This window comes from Xanthomonas sp. CFBP 8443 (assembly GCF_025666195.1).
GTDB lineage: Bacteria > Pseudomonadota > Gammaproteobacteria > Xanthomonadales > Xanthomonadaceae > Xanthomonas_A.
Genome location: NZ_CP102592.1, coordinates 2,498,462 through 2,521,895, shown reverse-complemented (window position 1 = coordinate 2,521,895; position 23,434 = coordinate 2,498,462). Strand labels below are relative to the sequence as shown.

Sequence of the window (23,434 nt, the reverse complement as noted above, 5' to 3'; positions counted from 1 at the left end):
CGAGGCCATGCCCTGCGACGACCCGAACGCCACGCACGAGACCGTGCCCGCCCAGCCGCATTCGGCCGCGGTCGCGGACAGCGGCGCCACGTCCGGCATGACGCGGCGTCGGCCGGGCAGCGCGCTGCGGCAGCTGGAGACGGGGGCGCAGGGCGAGCTACGGCGCATGCTCGGCGAGCGTGCGGCGCTGCACGGCGGCATCGCCGATCCGGTCTGGGCCGGACTGGCCTGGGACATGGGCCTGAGCGGGAGCGGCATCGCCGCGGCCGGCACGGCGGCGCCGCTGCCTGGCTATGCAGGGCTTTGCGAGAACGACTGAAACCGGCTGCGCGTTCGCCGCACTGCGCCGCGAGTGCATCGCGATATTCTCGCGGCTGCCGAGCTGACGGTTTTTTCGACATTCTCTAAACGCCACAAATTTGTAGATACCGTCTTCCCGTCTAACAGGCAATGGCCTTTTGAGGATCGAAGGGCGTGTTTGATTTGAGGACGCCGTAGGCAAGATGCAGCAACTTGCGCATGGCGGCGCAGACGATTTGCTTGCCGGCTTTGCCGCGTTCGCGCAGGCGCTGCTTCAGCGCACGGACGACCGGATTGTGGGTCATGGCGACCAGGGCCGGCATGTACAGGCCCGCGCGCAGCCGCGGGGAGCCGGTGCGGGAGATGCAGACCTGGCCCTGGCGCTTGCCGGACTCCTGCAGCCGGGGGTTGAGCCCGGCAAAGGCGGTCACCGCCGAGGCGTGGGCGAAGCGCTCCACATTGCCAAGTTCGGCCAGCATCAACGCCGCGCTGGTGTCGGCGATCCCATCGATGCTCACCAGCAGGTCGCGCTGCCCGCGCAAGGTCGGGTCCTGGTCGATCTGGTCGTCGATGGCCCGTTCAATCTGCGCGATGCGCGCCTGCAACTGGCCGATGTTCTCCAGGAGCGAGTCGCGCACCACCGGCGCGGCCACGTCCAGGCGGTTGCGCTCCATCTGCAGCATTTGCAGCAGGTCGTCCCGGCGCCGCACCAGCGCCTTGAGCTGCTTGAGCGCCGGCGGGTCGGGCTGCCAGGGCCGCAGCTGCGCCGCATGGCGCTGGCCGTAGCTGGCGATCAGCTTGGCATCGCTGCGGTCGGTCTTGACCCGGGTCAGCTGGCTGCGTGCATACAGCGCCATCTGCGCTGGGTTGAGTACGCACACGCGGTAGCCCAACCCATGCACGAACTCGGCTAGCGCCTCGTGGTAGGTGCCGGTGGCTTCCATCACGATCCAGCTGTCCGCCTGCGCGTGCGTCTGCAGCCACGCGTGCAGGGCCTGGAAGCCCTTCGGATCGTTGGGAAGCTTGGCCTTGGTGCGGTACTTGCCGTTGGCCAGGTCGATGGCCAGATCGAAACTGCGCTTGGCGACGTCAATGCCGACGACTGGGGACATAAGGACTCCTCCATCGGATGGGTGATCACGATCATCGCTGCGCCCGGTCCTGCCTTGTGGATGCGAGTTCACGCCAGCGGCGGACTCTGGATACCGTGCGGACACCACAGGGCCAGCAGATGGAGGGCGGGAGCCGATCTACAGCACAAGCTCGAAGCTTCAGGAGCGACTGGACTTCCCGCACCTCCCCCGATGATCAGTCGGAAGACATAACGCCTTCAGGGGCGCCATGTCCAGATACAAGGAGCGGCTTCAGCCGCGACCGGGCCTTACCAGGAACGCCCCGGTCGCGGCTGAAGCCGCTCCTACAAGGTGCCGTCGTCGTTTGCCAATCGATGCGACGCGCTAGCTGGGGTTCTCCAGCGAGAACAGGTCCGCCTGCTTGTCGTAGGCGAAGTATTCGGCGTAGCGCGCCCAGCTGGTCACCGCCTGCACGGTTTCCGCCGCGTAGTCCTCGGACATGTGGTCTTCCAGCTCGTCGCGGAAGCGCCGCGCAGGGGCGTGGTGGGTCGGGCGTTCGTCGAGCACGCGGCGGATGTGCGCGGCCAGCGGCACGTAGGTGGCCAGGTGCTGGGCGAACAGTTGCTTGCGCGCGTCGGTGCCGAGTTCGGCGAAGCGCTGCCCGGCCGGGGTCAGCTGCAGGTCGCCCTGCTCGAACACCGCCAAGCGCAGCAACTGCAGGGTCTCGGCGATCGGGAACAGCTCGTCTACTTCCAGCTGCAGGCCGGCGGCCAGCGGCGGCAGGTCGGCGCGGCCATGGTAGGGCTCGGCCGCCACCGCCTCGACCAGGCCGGCCAGCAGGTTGCTCGACACCCGCGGCAGCACCATCGCGATGCCGCTGCCGGGGAACACGCCCTCGCGCACCTGCGGCCGCTGCGGGCTGGCGGTCATGCGCGCGTAGATGTCGTCGACCAGGGCGCGGAACGCCGGCGCCAGGCGGTTGCGCGGCTGCGGCAGGGTCACCTGGATCTCGCCGATCACCCGGCCCGGATTGGCGCCGAAGATCACGATGCGGTCGCACATCAGCACCGCTTCCTCGATGTTGTGGGTGACCATCAGGATCGATTCGATCGGCATGCGCCCTTCCGACCACAGGTCGAGCAGGTCGGTGCGCAGGGTCTCGGCGGTCAGCACGTCCAGCGCCGAGAACGGCTCGTCCATCAGCAGCAGTTTCGGCCGCACCACCAGCGCACGCGCCAGGCCCACGCGCTGGCGCATGCCGCCGGACAGCTCCTTCGGATAGGCGCCCTCGTAGCCGTCCAGGCCGATCAGGTCGATCGCCGCCAGCGCGCGCCGGCGGCGTTCGTCGGCGGCCACGCCGCGCGCCTCCAGGCCGACTTCCACGTTCTGCAGCACGGTCAGCCACGGGAACAGCGCGAAGCTCTGGAACACCATCGCGATGTCGTCGATCGCCTGGGTCGGCGTGGCGTCGCGGAACACGATGCTGCCGGCGCTGGGCTGCAGCAGCCCGGCGATGGCGCGCAGCAAGGTGGACTTGCCGGAGCCGGAGCGCCCGAGCAGGCCGACGATCTGGCCCGAATGCAGGGTCAGGTCCACGTCGTCCAGCACCACCAGCGGCGTCGCCCCGCCCTTGTCGTAGCTCTTGCGCACGCCCTGCACGCGGACCAGCGGAGCGCGCTCGGGCGCGGTTGCGGAAAAGGTCATGGTCGTCTCTCCAGTGGTCGTCAGTCGAAGCGCAGGCGGCGTTCGGCGAAGGCGTACAGGCGCCGCCACACCGCACGGTTGAAGAAGGTCACGAACAGCGACATCACCGCCACCCCGAGCAGCACCCGCGCGCCGTCGCCGGCGGCGGTGGCGCGGGCGATGTAGGAGCCGAGCCCGTAGGCCTGCACCTGGGTGTCGCCCCAGTTGGCGAGTTCGGCGACGATGCTGGCGTTCCACGAGCCGCCGGAGGCGGTCAACGCGCCGGTGATGTAGTACGGGAAGATGCCCGGCAGGATCACCCGCCGCCACCAGGTCCACGAGCGCAGCTGGTACACCGTGGCCGCCTCGCGCAAGTCGGTGGGGAACGCGCTGGCGCCGGCGATCACGTTGAACAGGATGTACCACTGCGTGCCCAGCACCATCAGCGGCGACAGCCAGATGTTCGGGTTGGCGCCGGTGGCGACGATCGCCAGCACCGCGAACGGAAACAGCACGTTGGCCGGGAACGCGGCCAGGAACTGCGCCAGCGGCTGCACCCGCTGCGCGACCTTCGGGCGCAGTCCGATCCACACGCCGATCGGCACCCACACCACGCTGGCCAGCGCGATCAGCACCACCACCCGCGCCAGCGTGGCCAGGCCGCCGCCGAACGCCTCGGCCAGGTCGTGCAGGCCGAGGTGGCGGCGGCCGTAGTCGAACGCGAACCAGGCCGCGGCCGCGGCCGCGATCGCCAGCGCCGCGCTCCACAGCCGGTCGCCCCAGACGTTGCCGCGGCCGCCCTGCACCGCCGCTGCCGGCGGACGCGCCTGCCGCGGGGTCCAACGCAGCAGCAATGCGCGCTGCCAGACCCAGGCCAGCGGCGCAACCGCGCGCTTGGCCAGCCGCGTGCGCCGCAACAGGTCGTACAGCCACGACTGCGGCTTGTCCTGCGAGGCGGTGAGTTCGGCGCGGAACTTGTCCGACCAGGCGACGATGGGACGGAACAGCAACTGGTCGTACAGCACGATCAGCACGCCCATCGCCAGCACCGCCCAGCCGACCGCGGCGAAGTCGCGCTGCGCGATCGCCAGCGCCAGGTAGGAGCCGATGCCGGGCAGTTCCAGGGTGTGGTCGCCGACCGTGATCGCCTCGGAGGCGACCACGAAGAACCAGCCGCCGGACATCGACATCATCATGTTCCAGATCAGCGCCGGCGTCGCGTACGGCGCTTCCAGCCGCCAGAAGCGCTGCCACGGCGACAGGCCGAAACCGCGCGCGACCTCGTCCAGATCGCGCGGCACGCTGCGCAGCGACTGGTAGAACGAGTACGCCATGTTCCAGGCCTGGCTGGTGAAGATGGCGAAGATCGAGGCCAGCTCGGCGCCAACTTGGCGACCGGGAAACAGGCCAAGGAAGAAGGTCACGGTGAAGGTCAGAAAGCCCAGCACCGGCACCGACTGCAGGATGTCCAGCGCCGGCACGATCAGCCGCTCGGCGCGGCGGCTCTTGGCCGCCAGCGTCGCCACCACGAAGGTGAACAGCAGCGAGGCGGCCATCGCCGCGAACATGCGCAAGGTGGTGCGCAGGCCGTATTCGGGCAGCTGCCGCAGGTCCAGCGAGACCGCCGCGGTGCCGGGCGGCGGCAGCGGCGCGCGCATGTCGGCGGCGCCGTGCAGCAGCAGCACGCCCAGCGCCAGCAGCAGCGCGAACACCGCCAGGTCGTGGAAATTGGGCAGCACGCCGGGACGTGCGGCGACGGCGCCGGGCGCATTGCGATCGCGGGGAAATAGCACCATGGGACGTTTCCGGCAGGACGGCGCAGCGGATGCGCCGCGGGTGGGGGAGATGGTGGAACCAGCGTGGGACGGCGACTCAGTCCGGTAAGGCGACATTCAAGCCGAGCGTCAGCCAGTTCTGCGCCGGATCGGCGCTGCGGCGCCCGGCCAGCAGGTCGACGCTCGCCGCGCCGTTGAACGCGTAGCGTGCGCCGGCTTCGGTCAAGGTTGCGGCGCGTTCGCGGTAGCACTCGCCGAGCCAGGTCCAGTTGCCGCCGGCGGCGCGCTCCAGGCCCAGCCCGGCATGCGCGCTGCCGACGCCGCCGCGCGGCTGCGACCAGCCCAGGTTGACGTGCAGCAGCGTGCGCCGCCGCGGGTCCAGGGCGAAGCTCAGCGGCAGGTTGAGCGTGCTCTCGGCATAGCGCGGCGAACGCGCCTGCCAGCTCGATTCCAGCGACAGCGCCGCGCCCCACCTGCCCTGCTCCGGATCGCGCAGCGACTGCTTGACGCCGATCGCGAACGCGGAGGCGGCAGCGCCCAGGCCATGGCTCAGGGTGAGCCCGACTTCGGTCGACGCCCAGGCGCAGGCGGGGGCGGCGGTGAGTTCGCCGGCACCGGCGGCGCGCCACCACGATTCCACTTGGCAGTGGCCGGCGGCAGTGATCGAGGCGTCGTCCACCCACAGACTGGCCCCGGCATGCGCGCGCGCGACCGGCAACGCGCACAGGGCGCACAGCAACAACAACGACGACAGATGCATGGGCGGCTCCGGAATGCGGAAAACGCCAGGGGCGACGCTCGGATGTCCTCGCGGATCGGGCATGCATACTGCGGAAATGCCGCCAGCGCCGGTGCGGCGGTGGCGAACGATCCCGTCCTGAGCGGACGGGACCCATCTGGGACGAACCCAGACCTTGGCGGTCCTGTCAGCTCAACAGCTGCAGTGTCGGTCTAGGGTGACTGTCCAAGGAAGTGGCCTCTGGCCGGGTGCGATCGGCGCGCAGTATAGCCAGCAAATGCGGCACCGCAACACCGCGGCGTGCGCCCGCGCAACGGGCGTTCACTGGCCAGCAAGCACCAGCCGCGGCTGCGTCGCCGGCAGCGTGCTGTGGCGGGCGCGCAACCACGCCGCCAGTTCGCGCGGCGGCAGCGGCCGCGAGTGCAGATAGCCCTGGATCTCGTCGCAGCCCTGCTCGCGCAGCAGGGTTTCTTCCTGCGCGGTTTCCACGCCCTCGGCCACCACCTGCATGCCCAGCGCATGGCCGAGCTGCACGATCGCCTGGGTGACCTTGGCGGTGCCGCTGTCGTGCAGCATGTCCTGCACGAAGCTGCGGTCGATCTTCAGCCGCTGCACCGGGAAGCGGTTGAGGTAATGCAGGTTGGAGAAGCCGGTACCGAAATCGTCCACCGCCAGCAGCACGCCTTCCTGCTCGAACAGCTCGAAGCAGCGGCGCAGCGACTCGGTGTCGCGGATCAGCGCCGACTCGGTCAGTTCCAGTTCCAGCCGCTTCGGCGACCAGCCGTTGCGCAGGCACAGTTCGATCACCCGTTCGGCGAAGCCGCGGTCGCGCAGCTGCATCGCCGAGACGTTGACCGAGATGCGGTCGAAGCTCAGCCCCGCCGCGTCCCAGGCCGCGGCCTGGCGGCAGGCCTCGTTGATCACCCAGTCGCCCAGGCGCACGATCTCGCCGCATTCCTCAGCGATGGGAATGAACTCGGCCGGATTGCAGTGGCCATGGCCGGGGCGGTGCCAGCGCAGCAGCGCCTCGACCGCCGGCGCGCGTTCCCCGGCCGCATGCACCAGCGGCTGGTACACCAGCGAGAACTCCTCGCGGTCCAGCGCGCCGTGCAGCGCATGCTCGATCTCCAGGCGCCGCTGCGCGCGCAGCAGTACGTCCTGGCTGTAGTAGTGGCAGGTGTTGCGGCCGGATTCCTTGGCCGCGTACATCGCCGCATCGGCGGCGCGCAGCAGGCTGTCGAAGTCCTGGCGCCCCTCCTCCATCAAGGCGATGCCGATGCTGGCGCCGATCTTGATCACGTTTTCGCCGTTGTGCAGCGGCTCGGCCAGCGCCGCGATCAGCTTGCGCGCCACATGGCCGGCATCGCCCGGCTCGGCCAGGTCGCGCAGCACCACCACGAACTCGTCGCCGCTGAAGCGCCCGAACAGGTCGCTGGTGCGCAGCTGCTGGTGCATGCGCGTGGCGGCCAGCTTCAGCAGCGCATCGCCGGTGGCGTGGCCGAAGGAATCGTTGATGCTCTTGAAGCCGTCCAGGTCCACGAACAGCATCGCCAGGGTGCTGCCGCGCTCCACCGCGTCGTGCATCGCCTTCTCGGCCTGCTCGCGCAGCAGCTGCCGGTTCGGCAGCCCGGTCAGCAGGTCGTAGTGGGCAAGTAGTTCGATGCGCTCGCTGGCCTCGCGTTCGCGGGTGATGTCGCGGAACAGCACCACGAAGCGCGGCGGCAGGCCGTCGCGGTCGTCCAGTTCGATCAGCACCTGCACCCACACGCGGTGCCCGGACGGGCGGTGGAAGCACAGGTCCAGCTGCTCCGGCAGCCCGCCATGGGCGATCCGCACCAGTGCCGCCTCGAACGCGTCGCGCGAGTCCTGGGTGTACAGCGCCAGCGCATGGTCCAGGTCGATGTTTTCCTTGCGCAGGCCGTGGATGCGATAGCACTCCTCGGTCCACTGCATGCGCCGGGTGCCGACCTCGATCTCGCAGCCGCCGATCTTGCCCAGCGCCGAGACGCGATTGAGCAGTTCGGTGCGCCAGCGGATCAGCGCATCGGTCTGGCGCTGTTCGGTGATGTTCTGCACCTGGCCGAGCACGCGCTGGATGCGGCCGTCTGCTTCCGGCTGCGGCTGCGCCCAGACCCGCAGGTGCAGCGGCGCTTCGCTGCCGCGTATCAGCTCGACCTCGAAGTTGGCCTGCTTGCCGTCGCGCTGCATGCGCCGCCAGATGGCGATCACCTGCGCGGCCGACTCGCGGCTGAGCAGGCGCAGCCAGCCGCGGCCGCTCGGCACCTGGTCCTCGGCCAGCCCGGTCACGCTCAGGAACTCGCGCGACCACCAGATCCGGTTCTGCAGCGGATCCCACGACCAGCTGCCCATGCGGGTCATGCGCTGCGCCTCGCGCAGCAGGGTCTGCTGGTCGCGCAGGCGCTGTTCGAGCAGCTTCTGCTCGTGAATGTCGGTATGCGTGCCGACCATGCGCAGCGGGCTGCCGTCGGCGGTGCGCGCGACGATGCGGCCGCGGTCCAGGATCCAGCGCCACTGACCGTCCTGCTGGCGCAGCCTGAATTCGCAGACGTAGGTCGCCGTGCGGCCTTCGAAATGGGCGCGGATCGCCTCGCGCAGGCGCGTCTGGTCCTCGCTGTGGACCAGCGGCAGCAACGTGTTGAGCCCGTAGTCCGGCGCGTCGCCGGTGTAGCCGAGCATCTGCTTCCAGCGCTCGGAACGGAAGATCGTGTCGCTGGGGATATCCCAGTCCCACAGGCCGTGTTCGGCGCTGTCCAGGGCGATTTCCCAGCGCGTGGCGCCGTTGCCGTCGACCGGCTCGGGCACGCTCAGGGTGTAGGCCAACAACGCGCCGGCATCGTCGCGGACCGCGCGCAGCCAGCCGTCCAGGCGCCGCCCGGCGGTGCCGGGCAAGGCACAGGCGAGCATGCCCTCGCCATCGAGCAGGCGCTCGCGCACGTCGCGCATCAGCTCGGCATACGCCTCCACGGTGCGCGGCAGCTCCAGCGCCTGCGCGGCCCGGTTCGCGGCCAGCGGCCGCCCTTCGGCGTCCAACAGGACCACAGCCGAGGTGAGCGGATGCTGCAGCAAGCTTGCGATGACGCCTTGATCCACGCCGAAGTGCTCCGTTTTTCTACCGCGCTGAGGCCGGCGGACGAAGGAGATAACGGCACCTGGCGCCATTAGTTGAGCGCGAGGGGGGCCGGATGCCGCTGCGCCGGCCTGGCGGGCCGGCCCGCCGGTGGGCCGCGGCGAGCGCTTGCCGCTAAGATGGCAGTGGACGAATACCGCCGCACCAGGCTGTCGGGGCATGCAACCACAACTCGATCTCCCCCCGCCCCACCCGTCCTCGGACATGCGCCTGGCGCAACGGCTGGACCGCGGCATCTGGCGGACCGCGCTGCTGTACCTGCTGCTGGGCCTGGCCTGGTCGCTGGGCAGCGACCTGCTGCTGGCCCGATTCGTGAACGACCCGCGGACCCTGGCCCTGCTGAACCTGCTCAACGATGCGGTGTTCCTGTTGCTGACCGCCATCGCCCTGTACTTGCTGCTGCGCCCGCTGGTGCGCGGGGCGTTGCAGGTGCACGCGCGGCTGGCGCTGTCCGAGGCCGGCTACCGGCAGATGTTCCAGGCCAATCCCAGCCCGATGCTGGTCTACGACCTGGAAACCCTGCGGATCGCCGACGTCAATCCGGCGGCGGTGGCCTTCTTCGGCTGGACGCACGACCAATTCATCGGCATGGAACTGGAGCGGCTGTGGCCGGCGGACGCGGCCGCGCGCATGCGCGAGGTGATCCAGGCCATCCGCGACACGCCATCCAAGGTCTGCGTGGTGGCCGAGCCGCTGCGCCTGCGCGATGGCAGCCAGCGCATGGTCGAGTCGCGCAGCACCGGCCTGGACTACCGCGGCCGCGACGCGCGGCTGGTGGTGATCAGCGACCGCAGCGCCGAGCACCAGGCGCAGCAGCGCCGCGACCAAGCCCTGCAACGGCTGGAAGAGGCGCAGGCGATCGCCCGCCTCGGCTCCTGGGAGCTGGATCCGGGCAGCGGCCTGGGCCGCTATTCGGACCAGGTCTACCGGATGCTCGGCCGGCGCGTGCCGGAGCAGGCGCGCGAGCATCGCCTGGAAGAACTGCTGGTCCCGGCCGACCTGGCCTCGCAGGCGCGCATCCAGCGCATGCTCGAGGAACTGTGCGGCCCGGCGCCGGTGCAGCTGGACATGCTGCTGCCGGTGCTGGCCGCCGACGGCCAAGCGCGGATGCTGCATCTGCGCGCCGAAACCGCCTGCGACGACGCCGGCGCGGCCTGCGTGCGCGGCACCCTGCAGGACGTGACCGAGCACGAGCGTTCGCGGCGCCTGCTGCACGAACGCGAGGAACAGTTCCGCGAACTGGTGCGGGTGCTGCCCGACGGGGTGGCGATCCTGCACCAGGAACACGTGCTGTACGCCAACGCGGCCTGCGCCGGGCAGTTCGGCCACGAGGGCGAGAACCTGCTCGGCGAACCGTTGCAGGGGCTGGTTCACGCCAGCGACCTGCAACAGGTGCGCGAGCAGATGCGCGATGCCGGCGACAGGGGCGAGCGCGGCGCCGCGGCGCGCATGCGCCGCCGCGACGGCTCGCTGTTCCACGCCGGGCTGTCGTTCGGCAACGTGCGCTACAGCGGCCGCGACTGCAAGCTGCTGATCGTGCGCGACCTGAGCGAACCCGAGCGCATGCGCGACGCGCTGGCGCTGAGCAACCGCGAGCTGCAGGCGATGGCGCGGCGGCTGTTCTCGCTGCAGGAGGACGAACGCCGCGCGATCTCGCGCGACCTGCACGACGACATCGGCCAGGCGATCACCGCGATGAAGCTGTCCGCGCACGCGGCGCTGGACGAGGCCGACGCCGAGCGCCGCCGCGAGGACCTCAACGAGATCGTGCAGTTGGCCGACAGCAGCATCACCAAGCTTCGCAACCTGTCGACCCTGCTGCGCCCGCCGCAGCTGGACGCGCTCGGCCTGGAAGCGGCATTGCGCTGGCAGGCCGGGATGCTGTTCCGCGCCTCGCCGGTGCGCCTGCAGCTGGACATCGCCACCCTGCCCGCGCGGCCCAGCGGCGAGGTCGAGCAGGCCTGCTTCCGCATCGCCCAGGAAAGCCTGACCAACGTGCTGCGGCATGCCTGCGCTGGAGAAGTGCGCATGGCGCTGAGCGACGAGCAGCACCGGCAGCTGCGCCTGGAGGTGGTCGACGACGGCGACGGCTTCGATCCGGCCGGACCGCGCGGGCTGGGCCTGATCGTGATGCGCGAGCGCGCGCAGAGCGCAGGCGGTACCCTGCAGATCGATACCGCGCCCGGCGCCGGCACGCGGGTGACGCTGTGCCTGCCCTACACCACGGCGGCGACGCCGACGCACCCACCTGGACCCTGACACGAATGTGGAATCCCGCTGTCCCCGTGCCGCCTGACGACGAACTGCCGTCGCGCCTGGGCGCCGGCCATCCGGCGCTGACCGGCATGATCGCCGAGGCGCTGGCCGGCGGCCCGGGCGTGATGCTGCTGCACATCGATATCGACCACTTCGCCTCGATCAACGAGAACATGAGCGCGGAAGTGGGCGACCACGCGCTGGCGCTGCTGGCGCACCGGCTGCAGGCGCACCTGGGCGGGCGCGGGCTGCTGTGGCGCCACGGCAGCGACGAGCTGGTCATGGCGGTGCCGCGCACCGCCGACGTGCCGCCGCCGGAGGCCTTCGCCGAGGAGATCCGGCAGCAGATCGAACTGCCGCTGTCGGTGCTGCCGTACACCTTGTTCATGACCGGCAAGATCGGCGTGAGCCTGTGCCCGGAACACTCCACGCGGCTGTCCACGCTGCTCGACTATGCCGAGGACGCGGTCTACCAGGCCGCGCGCGAAGGCGGCAACATGGTGCGCCTGTACGCGGCCGACGGCCCGCCCAGCGCGCACAGCGAGAGCATCATCTCGCGGCAGATCGTCGATGCGATCCCCAACGGCGAGCTGCGCCTGCGCTACCAGCCGATGGTCAGCGCCCGCGACGGCCGCGTGGTCGGCATGGAATCGCTGCTGCGCTGGCAGTCGCCGACGCTGGGCATCCTGGTGCCGGAGCGCTTCATGCGCACCGCCGAGCGGCTGGGCGTGATCGTGCAGATCGGCACCTGGGTGATGGAAGGCGCGCTGCGCCAGGCGCGGCTGTGGCGCGACCAGGGCTTCGACGACTTCACCATCGCGGTCAACGTCTCCACCCTGCAGCTGCTGCGCCCGACCTTCTTCAACGAAGTGATGTCGGCGCTGCAGGCGGCCGGGGTGCCGCCGCAGATGATGGTGCTGGAGATCAACGAAAGCGCGCTGACCAACAACGTCAACTTCGTCCACGAGACCCTGGCCAACCTGTGCCGCGAAGGCATCAGTCTGAGCCTGGACAACTTCGGCACCGGCGATTCCAGCCTCAGCGCGCTGGTGCGCTATCCGGTGGACAAGCTGAAGATCGACCGCAGCTTCATCAAGAGCGCGCCGGCCGGCAACCGCGAGGCGGCGATCGCCCGCGCCATCATCGCCATGGGCCACCAGCTGGGCATGGTGGTGATCGCCAACGGCGTGGAGTCGCAGGCGCAGCTGGGCTTCCTGCGCCGCAACGACTGCGACATCTTCCAGGGCTACCTGTTCGGCGAGCCGATGTCGGCCGAGGCCGCCGGCATGGCGCTGCGGCGCCGCTACCTGCGCCCGGAATCGTTCACCGAGACCCGCCCGGACCGCACCCTGCTGCTGCTCGACGACGAGGAGAACGTGCTGCGCTCGCTGGTGCGCCTGTTCCGCCGCGACGGCTACCGGATCCTGGCCGCCGGCAACGTGCGCGACGCCTTCGACCTGCTGGCCACCAACGACGTGCAGGTGATCCTGTCCGACCAGCGCATGTCCGACATGAGCGGCACCGAGTTCCTGGGCCGGGTGAAGATGCTCTACCCGGACACCATCCGCCTGGTGCTGTCCGGCTACACCGACCTGGCCACCGTCACCGACGCGATCAACCGCGGCGCAATCTACCGCTTCCTGACCAAGCCCTGGAACGACGACGAACTACGCGAGCACATCCGCCAGGCGTTCCGCACGCATGACGAGCAGCGGCGGGATGCGGGGCCCTGAGGGGCCGGGATTGGGCATTCGGGATTAGGGATTGGCAAAAGCAGCGATTCCTGCCCCTCCTCGACACGCACGGACTGGAACAGCAAGCGCAAAACCGCTCTTGCGAATCCCCAATCCCGAATCCCAAATCCCGGCAACTACTTCGGCTGCCGCACCGGAATCACGATCCTGAAGCTTGAGCCCTCGCCGACGGTGCTGGTCACGTCGATGCGGCCGTGGTGCTTGTTGATGATGCCGTAGGAGATCGACAGGCCCAGGCCGGTGCCGCTGCCGACCGGCTTGGTGGTGAAGAACGGGTCGAAGATGCGCTGCAGCAGGTCCGCCGGGATCCCGGCGCCGGAGTCCTTGAACTCGATCCACACGTCCTCGCCGTCCTGGCCGGTGCTGACCACGATGGTGCCGCGCTCGCCGATCGCCTGACCGGCGTTGAGCAGCAGGTTCATGTACACCTGGTTGAGCTCGGACGGCAGGCACTCGACCAGCGGCAGGTTGCCGTAGTGGCGGTCCAGCGTGACCTTGTACTTGAGCTCGTTCCAGATGATGTTGATCGTGGATTCGAGCCCGGAATGCAGGTCCACCAGCTTCCACGATTCCTCGCGGCCGGAGTACGAGAAATCCTTGAGGTCGCGCACGATGCGCGTCACCCGCTCGATGCCCTCGCGCGACTCGGCCATCAGCTGCGGCAGGTCGCGGCTGATGAAGTCGATGTCGAAGCGGTTGCGGATGTCGTCGATCTCGGGGATCAGCGCCTTCGGGTCCGGCGCGCGCAGGGCGCGTTCGTAGGCCTCGATCAGGGTGAACAGGCTGCGCAGGTATTCCTGCAGGCTGCCCAGGTTGGAGTGCACGTAGCCGATCGGGTTGTTGATCTCGTGCGCGACACCGGCGGCAAGCTGGCCGATGGAGGCCATCTTCTCCGACTGCAGCAGCTTTTCCTGTGCGCCGTTGAGGCGCAGGTAGGCCTGGCGCAGTTCGGCGTGGCGCTGCTGCAATTCCTGTTCGTAGTCCTGCTGGCCTTCGATGCCCTGGATCAGCGCCAGGTAGTGGCCGTCGTCGCCATCGCCATGGAAATACAGGTGCGCCAGCACCACGTGCTCCTCGGTCGGCAGGCTGCCGCTCCAGCGGCCGCTGCTGCGCGCCTGCGAGCGCGCATCGTCGGGCAGCCACTGCGCCAGGCGTTCGCCCAGCGCACGGTCGTCGACGGTGTCGGCATTGCACAGGTGGCCGCGCGCGGCGCGGTTGGCCAGCAGCAGGCGGCCATCGGCGCGGAACAGCACCAGTCCTTCGTCGATCAGCTCGCTGAGCGCGAGCAGGCTTGTGCGCGAAGGCAATGGCACCGCAGCGGTGTAATCGGGATCGGCGAGATTCACGACAGGCAACGGGTAACGAGCGGACGCTCAATATACGCCGATGCCCTGGTCAGGTGCGACGCCGGCCAAGCCGGCACGCGATGCTCAGGCGATCGCCAGGTGCCGGCTGGTCCGCAGGCTGCTGGACTGGCCGTTGGCATCGTAGGACGAGGCGCTCTCGCTGCGGCCCAGGTGACGCAGCGCCCAGTTCACTTCGCGCCGCCGCCGCGACAGCAGCGCGCCGTTGGCGCGGTTGGCGTCGGCCAGTTCGCGCAGCCGCGACTCGGCCTCGGCACCGGCCGGCACGTCGGCCTCCAGCGCGCGCAGCGCGGCCAGCTTGTCGCTGGTCGCCCGCATCAGTTCCTCCACGTTGTGATCCAACAAGGCCTGCCGTTCGCCGGCGAGCGCGTCGCTGAGCTGTTGCAAGGGGTTGGTCACGGAGGTGTTCATGCGCTGAGCTGCTGGTCCAGGTCGAGCATACGGCTGGCGATGGCGTCGGGATTGATCTTGTAGCTGCCGTTCTGCAATGCGGCGCGCACCGACTCGACGCGGCTGTTGTCCACCGCCGGCGCGGTCGACAGCTCGCGCTGCAAGGTCTGCAGGCCGGACGCCTCGCCGGTCAGGCGCAGGCTGTCGGCAGCGGCCGTGGCATCCACCGGGCGTGCCTGTCCTTCCTCGGACGCGCCGGAGGCGGCCTTGGTGTTGACGGAGGTGGTGCGGAGCGCCGCCTGGCTGGGCAGGCTCCCCTCGATTTTCTGGCTCATGGCGGAAATCCTGTTACGGGTTCGGTGTAGGTAACGGCGTTACCCCACGGAACTTTAGGCCGGATCTCAGCGCGTCACTAAAACGTCGCCATTTTGTGACACAGTTCCATGAACGACGCGGCGTGACGACAGGTTCTCGACGGTCACCCGCTCGTTTTCGCCGCCGTCGCTGAGCGCGCGGCCCGCCATCCGCACTTCCAGCGCCCCGCTGCGCGCCACCAGCGCCACATTGTCGCCGCGCCGCACCAGCCGCTGCGCGACCAGATCGCTGGCCGACAGCAGCGTACCGGCCGGCAGCGTGCGCCGCACCACCCGGCCGATCGCCACCGCCGGATCGGTCATGGCCGCACCGACGATCCGCGCCACGTCGCGCTTCTCCGACACCATATCGGCGGCCCCGACGGTCTCTCCAGCCGCCAGGCCGCGGCTCAGGACCAGCACGTCCTGCAGGCGCCGCACCTTGACCGGCACGAACAGGCGCCAGCCGGCCTCGCGCGGGCAGCTCACCTCCACCGTGGTGGTGCCGGTGGGCTGCGCCTGCAACGGCACCGGGCACAGCGGCACCCGCACCGACGGATCCAGCGTCGCCTCGGCCGTGGCATCGGGCCCGAGCGTAGACAGCGCCGCGGCGCGGATCGAGTCGACCGGTTGGAATTCCGCGGCCCAGGCCGGCAGCGCCGCCAGCAGGACCACTAACAGGATCAGGCGCATGGCCATCTCTCAAAATGGATGATTCGCCAAACCTCATGCAAAGCCCGTGCCGCGATCGACGTATCGGCGCTCCGAAAGCCTGGCGACGGGGCTAGGCACGCTGCGGTGCGGCCGTGCCGGGCCCCATGGCGCGGCTGGCCGCCGGTCCTGGCCTCGCGCCAAGCCCTGCGCGGACGGCGCGGCGACTTGCGGGTTGCGCTTGGACGGGACAAATCAGCATCGTCACCGACCGCTTCGGACACACCTTCCCTATACGTTGCCCTGCGCGCACGCGTCAGGCGCAGCGGGGCCATCGCCATCGCGTCGACAGCTCCTGAGGAGTTAGGCCTCAAGTTCCGCCGCGAATGCGCCGATATGAACGCCATGTCTCATGACCTGCTCAACCGAATCGACCAGCGCACCCGCTTGGCGGGCCACAACCGGCTTGCCCTGCTGCTGTTCCGGCTGGGCGGTCGTCAGCTTTTTGGCGTGAACGTCTTCAAGGTGCAGGAAGTGCTGCGCCGTCCGGATCTGTTCCAGGTGCCAGGGCTGCCACTGCAATTCTCCGGCGTCGCCGACGTCCGCGGCCGTTCGGTGCCGGTGCTCGACCTGGGCCTGGCGATCGGCCACCCGGAGCGCGAGACGCAGGCCGACAAGGCGCCCGGCTACCTGGTGGTCACCGAGTTCAACCGTTCGGTCCAGGGCTTCCTGGTCAGCGGCGTGGAGCGCATCGTCAACATCGCGGTGGAGGACATCCATCCGCCGCCGGAACTGGGCGCCGAATCCAGCTACCTGACCGCGGTGACCCGCTTCCAGGGCGAGCTGATCCAGGTCATCGACGTGGAAAGCGTGCTCGCCGACATCGCCCAGACCCGGGTGGAGGCGCAGATCGACCCGTCGCTGGCGCTCACCGGTTCGCAGCTGCAGGTGCTGGTGGTGGACGACTCGCGCGTGGCCCGGCAGCAGATCCGCAGCGTGCTCGACCAGCTCGGGGTCGGCGCGACCCTGCTGTCCGACGGCCGCCAGGCCCTGGACCATCTCTTGCAGATCCACGCCGGCGGCGAGAATCCGGCCGACCGCTACGCCATGGTGATCTCCGACATCGAGATGCCGGCGATGGACGGCTACACGCTGACGACGGAAATCCGGCGCCACCCCGGCCTGGCCGGCCTGTACGTGCTGCTGCACACCTCGCTGTCGGGCGTGTTCAACAACGCCATGGTCGAGCGCGTCGGCGCCAACGCCTTCGTCGCCAAGTACAGCCCGCACGAGCTGGCCGACTACGTGCTGGCGCGGTTGCGGGTGGTCGCCGCGGCCCAGGCCGCCTAGTTCTCCGCGGCCCCGGCGCGACGCCGGGAGCCTGCCTGGGGCGCCGCAGCAGCGCCGCCCCGGCCCTGTGGCATGCCGGAAAGCGGGTGATCCCACCCCGCCCGGCGCGTTGGTCCCCGGTTTTGGCACAGGCCTTGCCTGTTCTCCTGCAACGAACCGCGGGAGCGCGCCATGTCCAATCTGATTTCATCCTACCTGGGGGTCCACGGCGACGCCCTGCCGCTGCGCGAGCAACGGATGAAGCTGATCGCCAGCAACCTCAGCAACGTCGACACGCCCGGCTACAAGGCCCAGGACCTGGACTTCGACGCGGCCATGCGCGCCGCGCAGGGCCAGCGCGACGGCAGCCAGATGGCGGTCACCGACAGCCGCCACCTCGCGGTCGGCGGCGCCACCGGCCTCAATCCGTTCCAGCTCACCCGCCAGGCCAGCCAGCCCAGCCTCGACGGCAACACCGTCGATGCGGACGCCGAGCGCGCCGCCTACGGCCGCGCCGCGCTGGAATACCGCGCCTCGCTGAGCTTCGTCGAATCCAAGGTGCGCAGCATGCTCACCGCGATCACAGGCCAATAAGCATGAGCAATCTGCCGATCTTCGATGTCGCCGGCTCCGCGCTGCAGGCGCAGTCGGTGCGACTGAGCACCATCGCCAGCAACCTGGCCAACGCCGACTCGGTGGCCGGCTCGGCCGAGGCCGCCTACAAGCCGATCGAACCGATCTTCCAGGCGGTGCGCAACCCGCACGACAGCAGCCTGACCTCGGTCAACGTCAAGGAAATCGCCCAGAGCAAGGATCCGCCGCTCAAGCGCTACGAGCCCGGCCACCCGCTCGCCGATGCCGACGGCTACATCTACTCGCCGGACGTGGATCCGGTGGCGCAGATGGTCAACCTGATCTCCGCCTCGCGCAATTACCAGGCAGGCGTGGAAATCCTCAACACCGCCAAGGAACTGGCGTTGTCCACCTTGACCATGGGCCGCTAAGCGCCCCTCCCTCCCGCCGCTTCCCGGCCTAGGACGTACTGATGAGTACCGTTTCCAGCGACATCTATTCCAGCCTCGGGCTGACCGGCTCCAGCACCAGCAACACCGCCTCCAAGTCGGCGTCGCTGAACCAGGCCGACTTCCTGAAGCTGATGACCGAGCAGTTGCAGCACCAGGACCCGCTCAAGCCGATGGACAACAGCCAGATGGTCTCGCAGATGGCGCAGCTGTCCACCGTGCAGGGCATCGGCGACCTCAACAAGACCGTGACCGCGCTGTCCGATTCGATGAGCACCGACCAGATCCTGCGCGGCGCCCAGCTGGTCGGGCACAAGGTGCTGGTGCCGTCGGCGACGATGCCGCTGGGCGCCGAGGGCGGCGTCAACGGCGTGATCGCCGCGCCCGGCGCGGGCATCGTCAACCTCACCGTCAGCGACGCCAACGGCAACGCGGTCAAGCAGATCAGCGTCAACGCCAGCAAGGCCGGCGAGGTCAATTTCAGCTGGGACGGCACCGATACCAACGGCATCCGCCAGGCCGCCGGCAAGTACAGCGTCACCGCCACGCATACCGACAGCAGCGGTACCAACAGCACGCTGTCCACCTACATCCAGGCCCCGGTCGAGAGCGCCACCATCGGCTCCGACGGCATCTACCTCGACCTGACCGGGCTGGGCACCGCCCCGCTCGCCAACGTGCTCCGCGTCAGCTGAGCCGGCCAATCCACAGGAGTCCATCATGGGTTTCAACACTTCGCTGTCCGGCATCAAAGCGGCCAATTCCGACCTCAACGTCACCGCCAACAACATCGCCAACGTCAACACCACCGGCTTCAAGGAATCGCGCGCCGAGTTCGCCGACCTGTTCTCCGCCACCGGCTACGGCATCGCGCGCAACGCGATCGGCGCCGGCGTGCGGGTCAGCAACGTCGCCCAGCAGTTCTCGCAGGGCAACGTCGACCCGACCGGGCGCAACCTGGACCTGGCGATCTCCGGCGACGGCTTCTTCACCATGACCAGCAACGGCGCCAAGGTCTATTCGCGCGCCGGCAACTTCCAGACCGACGCCGACGGCTACGTGGTCAACCCGCAGGGCGCCAAGCTGCAGGTGTTCCCGCCGGCGGCCAACGGCAACGGCTTCGCGGTCGGCACGCTGACCGACCTGCAGCTGCTGACCACCGACAGCTCGCCCAAGCAGAGCGAAATGGTGAACCTGATGTTCACCCTGCCCGGCAACGCCAACGTGCCGACCGTGGCCACCTTCGCCCCGACCGACGCCAACAGCTACAACCACTCCACCGGCGGCATCACCGTCTACGATTCGCTGGGCGTCAGCCACACCCAGACCTCGTATTTCGTCAAGACCGCCACCGCCAACCAGTGGCAGGTGCACAACTACGTCGACGGCGTCGCGGTCGGCACGCCGAGCACGCTGCAGTTCGACGGCAACGGCAAGCTCACCACGCCCGCCGACGGCCGCATCGCACTGAGCACGTTCACCCCGAGCACCGGCGCCGGCACCCTCAACCTGACCCTGGACGTGAGCGGCTCGACCCAGTACGGCGAAGCCTTCGCCCTGCGCGACGCGCGCCAGGACGGCTACGCCAGCGGCAAGCTCAACTCGATCAGCATCGACGCCACCGGCGTGGTCTACGCGCGCTACTCCAACAACGCCGACAAGGCGCTGGGCCAGGTCGCGATGACCAACTTCGTCAACCCGCAGGGGCTGAGCTCGCTCGGCGACAACGTGTGGGCGGAAAGCTCGGCCTCGGGCAATGCGCGCACCGGCGCGCCGTCGACCTCGGACTTCGGCGACATCCAGTCCGGCGCGCTCGAAGCCTCGACCGTGGACCTCACCGAACAGCTGGTCAACATGATCGTCGCGCAGCGCAACTTCCAGGCCAACTCGCAGATGATCTCCACCCAGGATCAGGTCACGCAGACCATCATCAATATCCGTTAAAGCCGGGATTGGTGATTCGGGATTGGTGATTCGCAACGGCTGGCATTCCGTCGATCGGAAGCCAGCCTTGCACGCCACCCCTGATCGTTTGCGGCACCGCCGCTTCTTCGAATCCCGAATCCCCCCATCCCGAATCACGGCTCACATCCATGGACAAAGCACTCTACGTCGCCATGACCGGCGCCCGCGCTTCGCTGCAGGCGCAGGGTACGGTCTCGCACAATCTGGCCAATGTCGACACCGCCGGTTTCAAGGCCGCGCTGGCCAATACCGAGGCGTTCCGCATCCAGGGCGCAGGCTATCCGTCGCGGATCGATGCGCTGCACGTCGACCAGGGCTTCAACCGCGACGTCGGCGCGCAGCAGGTGACCGGCAATGCGCTGGACGTCTCGCTCAGCGCCGACAACTGGCTGGCCGTGCAGGCCAGCGATGGCAAGGAGGCGTATACGCGCGGCGGCGAACTGGCGTTGACCGCGAACGGCCAGCTGGTCACCTCCAGCGGCCGCGCGGTGCTGGACGACCAGGGCAATCCGATGGCGATCCCGCCGCACCAAGCGCTGGAGATCGGCGGCGACGGCACCGTGTCGATCGTGCCGCTGGGCGAAGGTCCGCAGGCGATGACCGTGGTCGGCAAGATGAAGGTGGTGCAGGCGCCGGCCGAACGCCTGGAGCGCCGCCCCGACGGGCTGATGCGCAACATCAGCGACGATCCGACCCAGGCGTTCGCCCTGTCCGCCGGCAGCCCGGTCCACACCGGCGCGCTGGAAGGCAGCAATGTCGACGCCGCCGGCGCGCTGGTGCAGATGATCCAGCTGCAGCGCCAGTTCGAGATGCAGGTGAAGGTGATCAAGCACGGCGACGAGAACGCGCAGTCGGCCAACACCATGCTGCGCCTGAACGGCTAAGCCCGCGGCCGGCGCAGACGGAAAGCCGGCGCATTTGTGGCACGGCACATGCATCAGTCTCCCTGCCCCTCGCGGATCACGGGGCCACCATCTAGAGGAATCGGGTCATGAATCAGGCTTTGTGGGTCGCCAAGACCGGACTGGATGCGCAGCAGACGCGCATGTCCGTCGTCTCCAACAACCTGGCCAACACCAACACCACCGGCTTCAAGCGCGACCGCGCCAGCTTCGAGGACCTGCTGTACCAACAGGTGCGTCAGCCCGGCGGCGCGACTTCGGCGCAGACCCAACTGCCGTCCGGCCTGCAGCTGGGCACCGGCGTGCGCGTGGTCTCCACCTCCAAGGATTTCGAGCAGGGCAACCCGCAGCAGACCGGGCGCGCGCTGGACGTGATGGTCAACGGCCGCGGCTTCTTCGAAGTGCAGATGCCCGACGGCACCTCGGCCTATACCCGCGACGGCAGCTTCCAGATCAATGCGCAGGGCGAACTGGTCACCAACAGCGGCTATGCGATCCAGCCCGGCATCCAGGTCCCGGAAGGCGCGCAGTCGCTGACCATCGGCACCGATGGCACGGTCAGCGTGCAGGTCGCCGGTACCGCCGCGGCGCTGGAGATCGGTTCGTTGACGCTGAGCGATTTCATCAACCCCTCGGGCCTGCAGGCCAAGGGCGAGAACCTGTACGCGGAAACGGCCGCCTCCGGCCCGGCGCAGAACGGCACGCCCGGCCTCAACGGCCTCGGTACCACCGTGCAGGCCTCGCTGGAAGGCAGCAACGTCAACGTGGTCGAGGAGCTGGTCAGCATGATCGAGACCCAGCGCGCCTACGAGATGAACGCCAAGGCGATCTCCACCACCGATTCGATGCTCGGCTATCTGAACAACAACGTCTGATCCCGACTTTCCTGGAAACCGCCATGTCGCGTCTGTCCTCTCTCTCTCTCGTCACCGCCGCGCTGCTCCTGCCGGCGCTGCTCGGCGGCTGCACCAGCCTGGGCATCGCCGCCGGCGATGTGCGCCCGTATGCGCCGATGGCGCCGATCGTGCCGGTGGTGGCGCAGGCCGCACAGCCCAGCGCCGGCGCGATCTATGCCGCCGGCCCAAGCCTGTCGCTGTATTCGGACCGGCGCGCCCGCGATGTCGGCGACCTGCTGACCATCACCCTGGTCGAAAGCACCAACGCCAGCACCACCGCCAACACCAGCATCACCAAGAAGGACGCGGTGACGATGGCCACGCCGACCCTGCTCGGCGCGCCGCTGACGGTCAACGGCATCAACGTGCTCAACAACTCCACCAGCGGCGACCGCAGCTTCGCCGGCAAGGGCAACACCGCGCAGAGCAACACCATGCAGGGCAGCATCACCGTGACCGTGATGCAGCGCCTGCCCAACGGCAACCTGGTGATCCAGGGGCAGAAGAACCTGCGTCTGAACCAGGGCGACGAACTGGTGCAGGTGCAAGGCATCGTCCGCGCCGCCGACATCGCCCCGGACAACACCATTCCTTCCAGCAAGGTCGCCGACGCGCGCATCGCCTACGGCGGCCGCGGCGCCGTCGCCCAATCCAACGCGATGGGCTGGCTGAGCCGCTTCTTCAACTCGCGCATCTCGCCGTACTGAGGCCTGCCATGAATCTTTCGTCCCTGCCCTGCCGCCTGCTCGCCGCGTTCGCGCTGTGTGTCGGCCTGGCCGCCCCGGCCGCCGCCGAACGCATCAAGGACCTGGCCCAGGTCGGCGGCGTGCGCGGCAACGCGCTGGTCGGCTACGGCCTGGTGGTCGGCTTGGACGGCAGCGGCGACCGCACCAGCCAGGCACCCTTCACCGTGCAGAGCCTGAAGAACATGCTCGGCGAGCTGGGCGTCAATGTTCCGTCGAACGTCAATCCGCAGCTGAAGAACGTGGCCGCGGTGGCGATCCACGCCGAACTGCCGCCGTTCGCCAAGCCCGGCCAGCCGATCGACATCACCGTCTCCTCGATCGGCAACGCGGTCTCGCTGCGCGGCGGCTCGCTGCTGATGGCGCCGCTGAAGGGCGCCGACGGCCAGGTCTACGCAATCGCCCAAGGCAGCCTGATCGTCGGCGGCTTCGGCGCGCAGGGCAAGGACGGCTCGCGGATTTCGGTGAACGTGCCCAGCGTCGGCCGCATTCCCAACGGCGCCACGGTGGAGCGCGCACTGCCGGACGTGTTCGGCGGCAGCAACGAGATCACCCTGAACCTGCACCAGAACGATTTCACCACGGTGTCGCGGATGGTCGCGGCGCTGGAGAACGCGTTCGGCCCGGGCAGCGCGCATGCGGTTGACGGCGCCACCGTCGCGGTGCGCTCGCCGACCGACCCCGGCGCGCGCGTCGGCCTGCTGGCGCGGATCGAGAACATCGAGCTGTCGCCGGGCGCGGCGGCGGCCAAGGTGGTGGTCAACGCCCGCACCGGCACCGTGGTGATCGGCGCGCAGGTGCGGGTCAGCCCGGCGGCGATCTCGCACGGCTCGCTGACCGTCACCATCAGCGAAGGCAGCCAGGTCAGCCAGCCCAACGCGCTGAGCAACGGCCAGACCGTGGTCGCGCCGAAGTCGACCATCACCGCCACCAACGAAGGCAGCCGCATGTTCAAGTTCGAGGGCGGCACCTCGCTGGACCAGATCGTGCGCGCGGTCAACGAAGTCGGCGCCGCGCCGGGCGACCTGATCGCGATCCTGGAAGCACTCAAGCAGGCCGGCGCGCTGAGCGCGGAGCTAGAGGTCATCTGA

Annotated in this window: 21 protein-coding genes; 12 read left to right on the top strand and 9 right to left on the bottom strand. The window is 69.2% G+C overall.

The window, feature by feature from the left end; all coding sequences use genetic code 11:
* Positions 1 to 7: 7 nt before the first annotated feature.
* Entirely contained in the window at positions 8 to 319 is a 312-nt protein-coding gene (locus NUG20_RS10720) for a hypothetical protein (RefSeq protein WP_263398290.1), read from the top strand.
* Positions 320 to 440: 121 nt separating this feature from the next.
* Here NUG20_RS10720 and NUG20_RS10715 read toward each other — a convergent pair whose 3' ends face one another.
* From NUG20_RS10715 to NUG20_RS10695, 5 genes are all read right to left on the bottom strand, one after another.
* The gene (locus tag NUG20_RS10715) at positions 441 to 1,412 is read right to left on the bottom strand and encodes an IS110 family transposase (RefSeq protein ID WP_263396421.1); all 972 of its coding nucleotides are present in this window, start codon (positions 1,410 to 1,412) and stop codon (positions 441 to 443) included.
* Between the two features lie 345 nt (positions 1,413 to 1,757).
* On the bottom strand, positions 1,758 to 3,077 hold the full coding sequence (locus NUG20_RS10710) for an ABC transporter ATP-binding protein (RefSeq protein ID WP_263398289.1): 1,320 nt from the start codon (positions 3,075 to 3,077) through the stop codon (positions 1,758 to 1,760).
* Between the two features lie 20 nt (positions 3,078 to 3,097).
* A complete protein-coding gene (locus tag NUG20_RS10705) occupies positions 3,098 to 4,852 on the bottom strand; it encodes an ABC transporter permease (protein WP_263398288.1) in 1,755 nt (584 codons plus the stop codon).
* Positions 4,853 to 4,928: 76 nt separating this feature from the next.
* Positions 4,929 to 5,591, bottom strand: coding sequence for a PA4824 family protein (locus NUG20_RS10700; protein WP_263398287.1), 663 nt, complete (start codon positions 5,589 to 5,591; stop codon positions 4,929 to 4,931).
* A gap of 300 nt (positions 5,592 to 5,891) precedes the next feature.
* Positions 5,892 to 8,681: a sensor domain-containing protein gene (locus NUG20_RS10695; protein ID WP_263398286.1), complete on the bottom strand. Its 2,790-nt coding sequence runs from the start codon at positions 8,679 to 8,681 to the stop codon at positions 5,892 to 5,894.
* Positions 8,682 to 8,877: 196 nt separating this feature from the next.
* On the opposite strand from NUG20_RS10695, the gene NUG20_RS10690 reads away from it, so the two are divergent.
* The gene (locus tag NUG20_RS10690; protein ID WP_263398285.1) at positions 8,878 to 10,977 is read left to right on the top strand and encodes a PAS domain-containing sensor histidine kinase; all 2,100 of its coding nucleotides are present in this window, start codon (positions 8,878 to 8,880) and stop codon (positions 10,975 to 10,977) included.
* 5 nt (positions 10,978 to 10,982) lie between these two features.
* Positions 10,983 to 12,707, top strand: a complete 1,725-nt coding sequence (locus NUG20_RS10685; RefSeq protein WP_263398284.1) for an EAL domain-containing protein — start codon at positions 10,983 to 10,985, stop codon at positions 12,705 to 12,707.
* A 137-nt stretch (positions 12,708 to 12,844) separates the two neighbouring features.
* Here the strand turns inward: NUG20_RS10685 and NUG20_RS10680 are convergent, their stop codons facing one another.
* From NUG20_RS10680 to flgA, 4 genes are all read right to left on the bottom strand, one after another.
* A complete protein-coding gene (locus NUG20_RS10680) occupies positions 12,845 to 14,041 on the bottom strand; it encodes an ATP-binding protein (RefSeq protein WP_263398455.1) in 1,197 nt (398 codons plus the stop codon).
* A 117-nt stretch (positions 14,042 to 14,158) separates the two neighbouring features.
* Entirely contained in the window at positions 14,159 to 14,503 is a 345-nt protein-coding gene (locus NUG20_RS10675; RefSeq protein ID WP_263398283.1) for a flagellar protein FlgN, read from the bottom strand.
* On the bottom strand, positions 14,500 to 14,817 hold the full coding sequence (gene flgM, locus NUG20_RS10670; protein WP_263398282.1) for a flagellar biosynthesis anti-sigma factor FlgM: 318 nt from the start codon (positions 14,815 to 14,817) through the stop codon (positions 14,500 to 14,502). The genes NUG20_RS10675 and flgM overlap by 4 nt, the downstream gene beginning before the upstream one ends.
* A 66-nt stretch (positions 14,818 to 14,883) precedes the next feature.
* Positions 14,884 to 15,528, bottom strand: coding sequence for a flagellar basal body P-ring formation chaperone FlgA (gene flgA / locus NUG20_RS10665; RefSeq protein WP_263398281.1), 645 nt, complete (start codon positions 15,526 to 15,528; stop codon positions 14,884 to 14,886).
* A 363-nt stretch (positions 15,529 to 15,891) separates the two neighbouring features.
* On the opposite strand from flgA, the gene NUG20_RS10660 reads away from it, so the two are divergent.
* From NUG20_RS10660 to NUG20_RS10620, 9 genes are all read left to right on the top strand, one after another.
* Positions 15,892 to 16,836 (top strand): chemotaxis protein, encoded by a 945-nt coding sequence (locus NUG20_RS10660; protein WP_263398280.1) that lies wholly within the window; start codon positions 15,892 to 15,894, stop codon positions 16,834 to 16,836.
* A 171-nt stretch (positions 16,837 to 17,007) separates the two neighbouring features.
* On the top strand, positions 17,008 to 17,409 hold the full coding sequence (gene flgB / locus NUG20_RS10655) for a flagellar basal body rod protein FlgB (RefSeq protein WP_263398279.1): 402 nt from the start codon (positions 17,008 to 17,010) through the stop codon (positions 17,407 to 17,409).
* A 2-nt stretch (positions 17,410 to 17,411) separates the two neighbouring features.
* The gene (gene flgC, locus NUG20_RS10650; RefSeq protein WP_263398278.1) at positions 17,412 to 17,819 is read left to right on the top strand and encodes a flagellar basal body rod protein FlgC; all 408 of its coding nucleotides are present in this window, start codon (positions 17,412 to 17,414) and stop codon (positions 17,817 to 17,819) included.
* A gap of 41 nt (positions 17,820 to 17,860) precedes the next feature.
* Positions 17,861 to 18,532, top strand: a complete 672-nt coding sequence (locus NUG20_RS10645; protein WP_263398277.1) for a flagellar hook capping FlgD N-terminal domain-containing protein — start codon at positions 17,861 to 17,863, stop codon at positions 18,530 to 18,532.
* Positions 18,533 to 18,557: 25 nt separating this feature from the next.
* Positions 18,558 to 19,781, top strand: coding sequence for a flagellar hook protein FlgE (flgE, locus tag NUG20_RS10640; protein WP_263398276.1), 1,224 nt, complete (start codon positions 18,558 to 18,560; stop codon positions 19,779 to 19,781).
* A gap of 149 nt (positions 19,782 to 19,930) precedes the next feature.
* Entirely contained in the window at positions 19,931 to 20,686 is a 756-nt protein-coding gene (locus NUG20_RS10635; RefSeq protein ID WP_263398275.1) for a flagellar basal-body rod protein FlgF, read from the top strand.
* 107 nt (positions 20,687 to 20,793) lie between these two features.
* Complete coding sequence (gene flgG / locus NUG20_RS10630) at positions 20,794 to 21,579, top strand: flagellar basal-body rod protein FlgG (protein WP_263398274.1); 786 nt, start codon at positions 20,794 to 20,796, stop codon at positions 21,577 to 21,579.
* A 23-nt stretch (positions 21,580 to 21,602) separates the two neighbouring features.
* The gene (gene flgH, locus NUG20_RS10625; RefSeq protein ID WP_263398273.1) at positions 21,603 to 22,307 is read left to right on the top strand and encodes a flagellar basal body L-ring protein FlgH; all 705 of its coding nucleotides are present in this window, start codon (positions 21,603 to 21,605) and stop codon (positions 22,305 to 22,307) included.
* Between the two features lie 8 nt (positions 22,308 to 22,315).
* Positions 22,316 to 23,434 (top strand): flagellar basal body P-ring protein FlgI, encoded by a 1,119-nt coding sequence (locus NUG20_RS10620; protein ID WP_263398272.1) that lies wholly within the window; start codon positions 22,316 to 22,318, stop codon positions 23,432 to 23,434.

Bases quoted from the DNA above. Each gene is read 5' to 3' on its own strand.
- NUG20_RS10645 (WP_263398277.1), top strand. From the start codon at position 17,861: ATGAGTACCGTTTCCAGCGACATCTATTCCAGCCTCGGGCTGACCGGC.
- NUG20_RS10635 (WP_263398275.1), top strand. From the start codon at position 19,931: ATGGACAAAGCACTCTACGTCGCCATGACCGGCGCCCGCGCTTCGCTG.
- NUG20_RS10620 (WP_263398272.1), top strand. From the start codon at position 22,316: ATGAATCTTTCGTCCCTGCCCTGCCGCCTGCTCGCCGCGTTCGCGCTG.
- NUG20_RS10710 (WP_263398289.1), bottom strand. From the start codon at position 3,077: ATGACCTTTTCCGCAACCGCGCCCGAGCGCGCTCCGCTGGTCCGCGTG.
- NUG20_RS10690 (WP_263398285.1), top strand. From the start codon at position 8,878: ATGCAACCACAACTCGATCTCCCCCCGCCCCACCCGTCCTCGGACATG.
- flgM (WP_263398282.1), bottom strand. From the start codon at position 14,817: ATGAGCCAGAAAATCGAGGGGAGCCTGCCCAGCCAGGCGGCGCTCCGC.
- flgG (WP_263398274.1), top strand. From the start codon at position 20,794: ATGAATCAGGCTTTGTGGGTCGCCAAGACCGGACTGGATGCGCAGCAG.
- flgA (WP_263398281.1), bottom strand. From the start codon at position 15,528: ATGCGCCTGATCCTGTTAGTGGTCCTGCTGGCGGCGCTGCCGGCCTGG.
- NUG20_RS10705 (WP_263398288.1), bottom strand. From the start codon at position 4,852: ATGGTGCTATTTCCCCGCGATCGCAATGCGCCCGGCGCCGTCGCCGCA.
- NUG20_RS10700 (WP_263398287.1), bottom strand. From the start codon at position 5,591: ATGCATCTGTCGTCGTTGTTGTTGCTGTGCGCCCTGTGCGCGTTGCCG.
- NUG20_RS10720 (WP_263398290.1), top strand. From the start codon at position 8: ATGCCCTGCGACGACCCGAACGCCACGCACGAGACCGTGCCCGCCCAG.
- NUG20_RS10675 (WP_263398283.1), bottom strand. From the start codon at position 14,503: ATGAACACCTCCGTGACCAACCCCTTGCAACAGCTCAGCGACGCGCTC.
- NUG20_RS10685 (WP_263398284.1), top strand. From the start codon at position 10,983: ATGTGGAATCCCGCTGTCCCCGTGCCGCCTGACGACGAACTGCCGTCG.
- flgH (WP_263398273.1), top strand. From the start codon at position 21,603: ATGTCGCGTCTGTCCTCTCTCTCTCTCGTCACCGCCGCGCTGCTCCTG.
- NUG20_RS10715 (WP_263396421.1), bottom strand. From the start codon at position 1,412: ATGTCCCCAGTCGTCGGCATTGACGTCGCCAAGCGCAGTTTCGATCTG.
- flgE (WP_263398276.1), top strand. From the start codon at position 18,558: ATGGGTTTCAACACTTCGCTGTCCGGCATCAAAGCGGCCAATTCCGAC.
- NUG20_RS10660 (WP_263398280.1), top strand. From the start codon at position 15,892: ATGTCTCATGACCTGCTCAACCGAATCGACCAGCGCACCCGCTTGGCG.
- flgB (WP_263398279.1), top strand. From the start codon at position 17,008: ATGTCCAATCTGATTTCATCCTACCTGGGGGTCCACGGCGACGCCCTG.
- flgC (WP_263398278.1), top strand. From the start codon at position 17,412: ATGAGCAATCTGCCGATCTTCGATGTCGCCGGCTCCGCGCTGCAGGCG.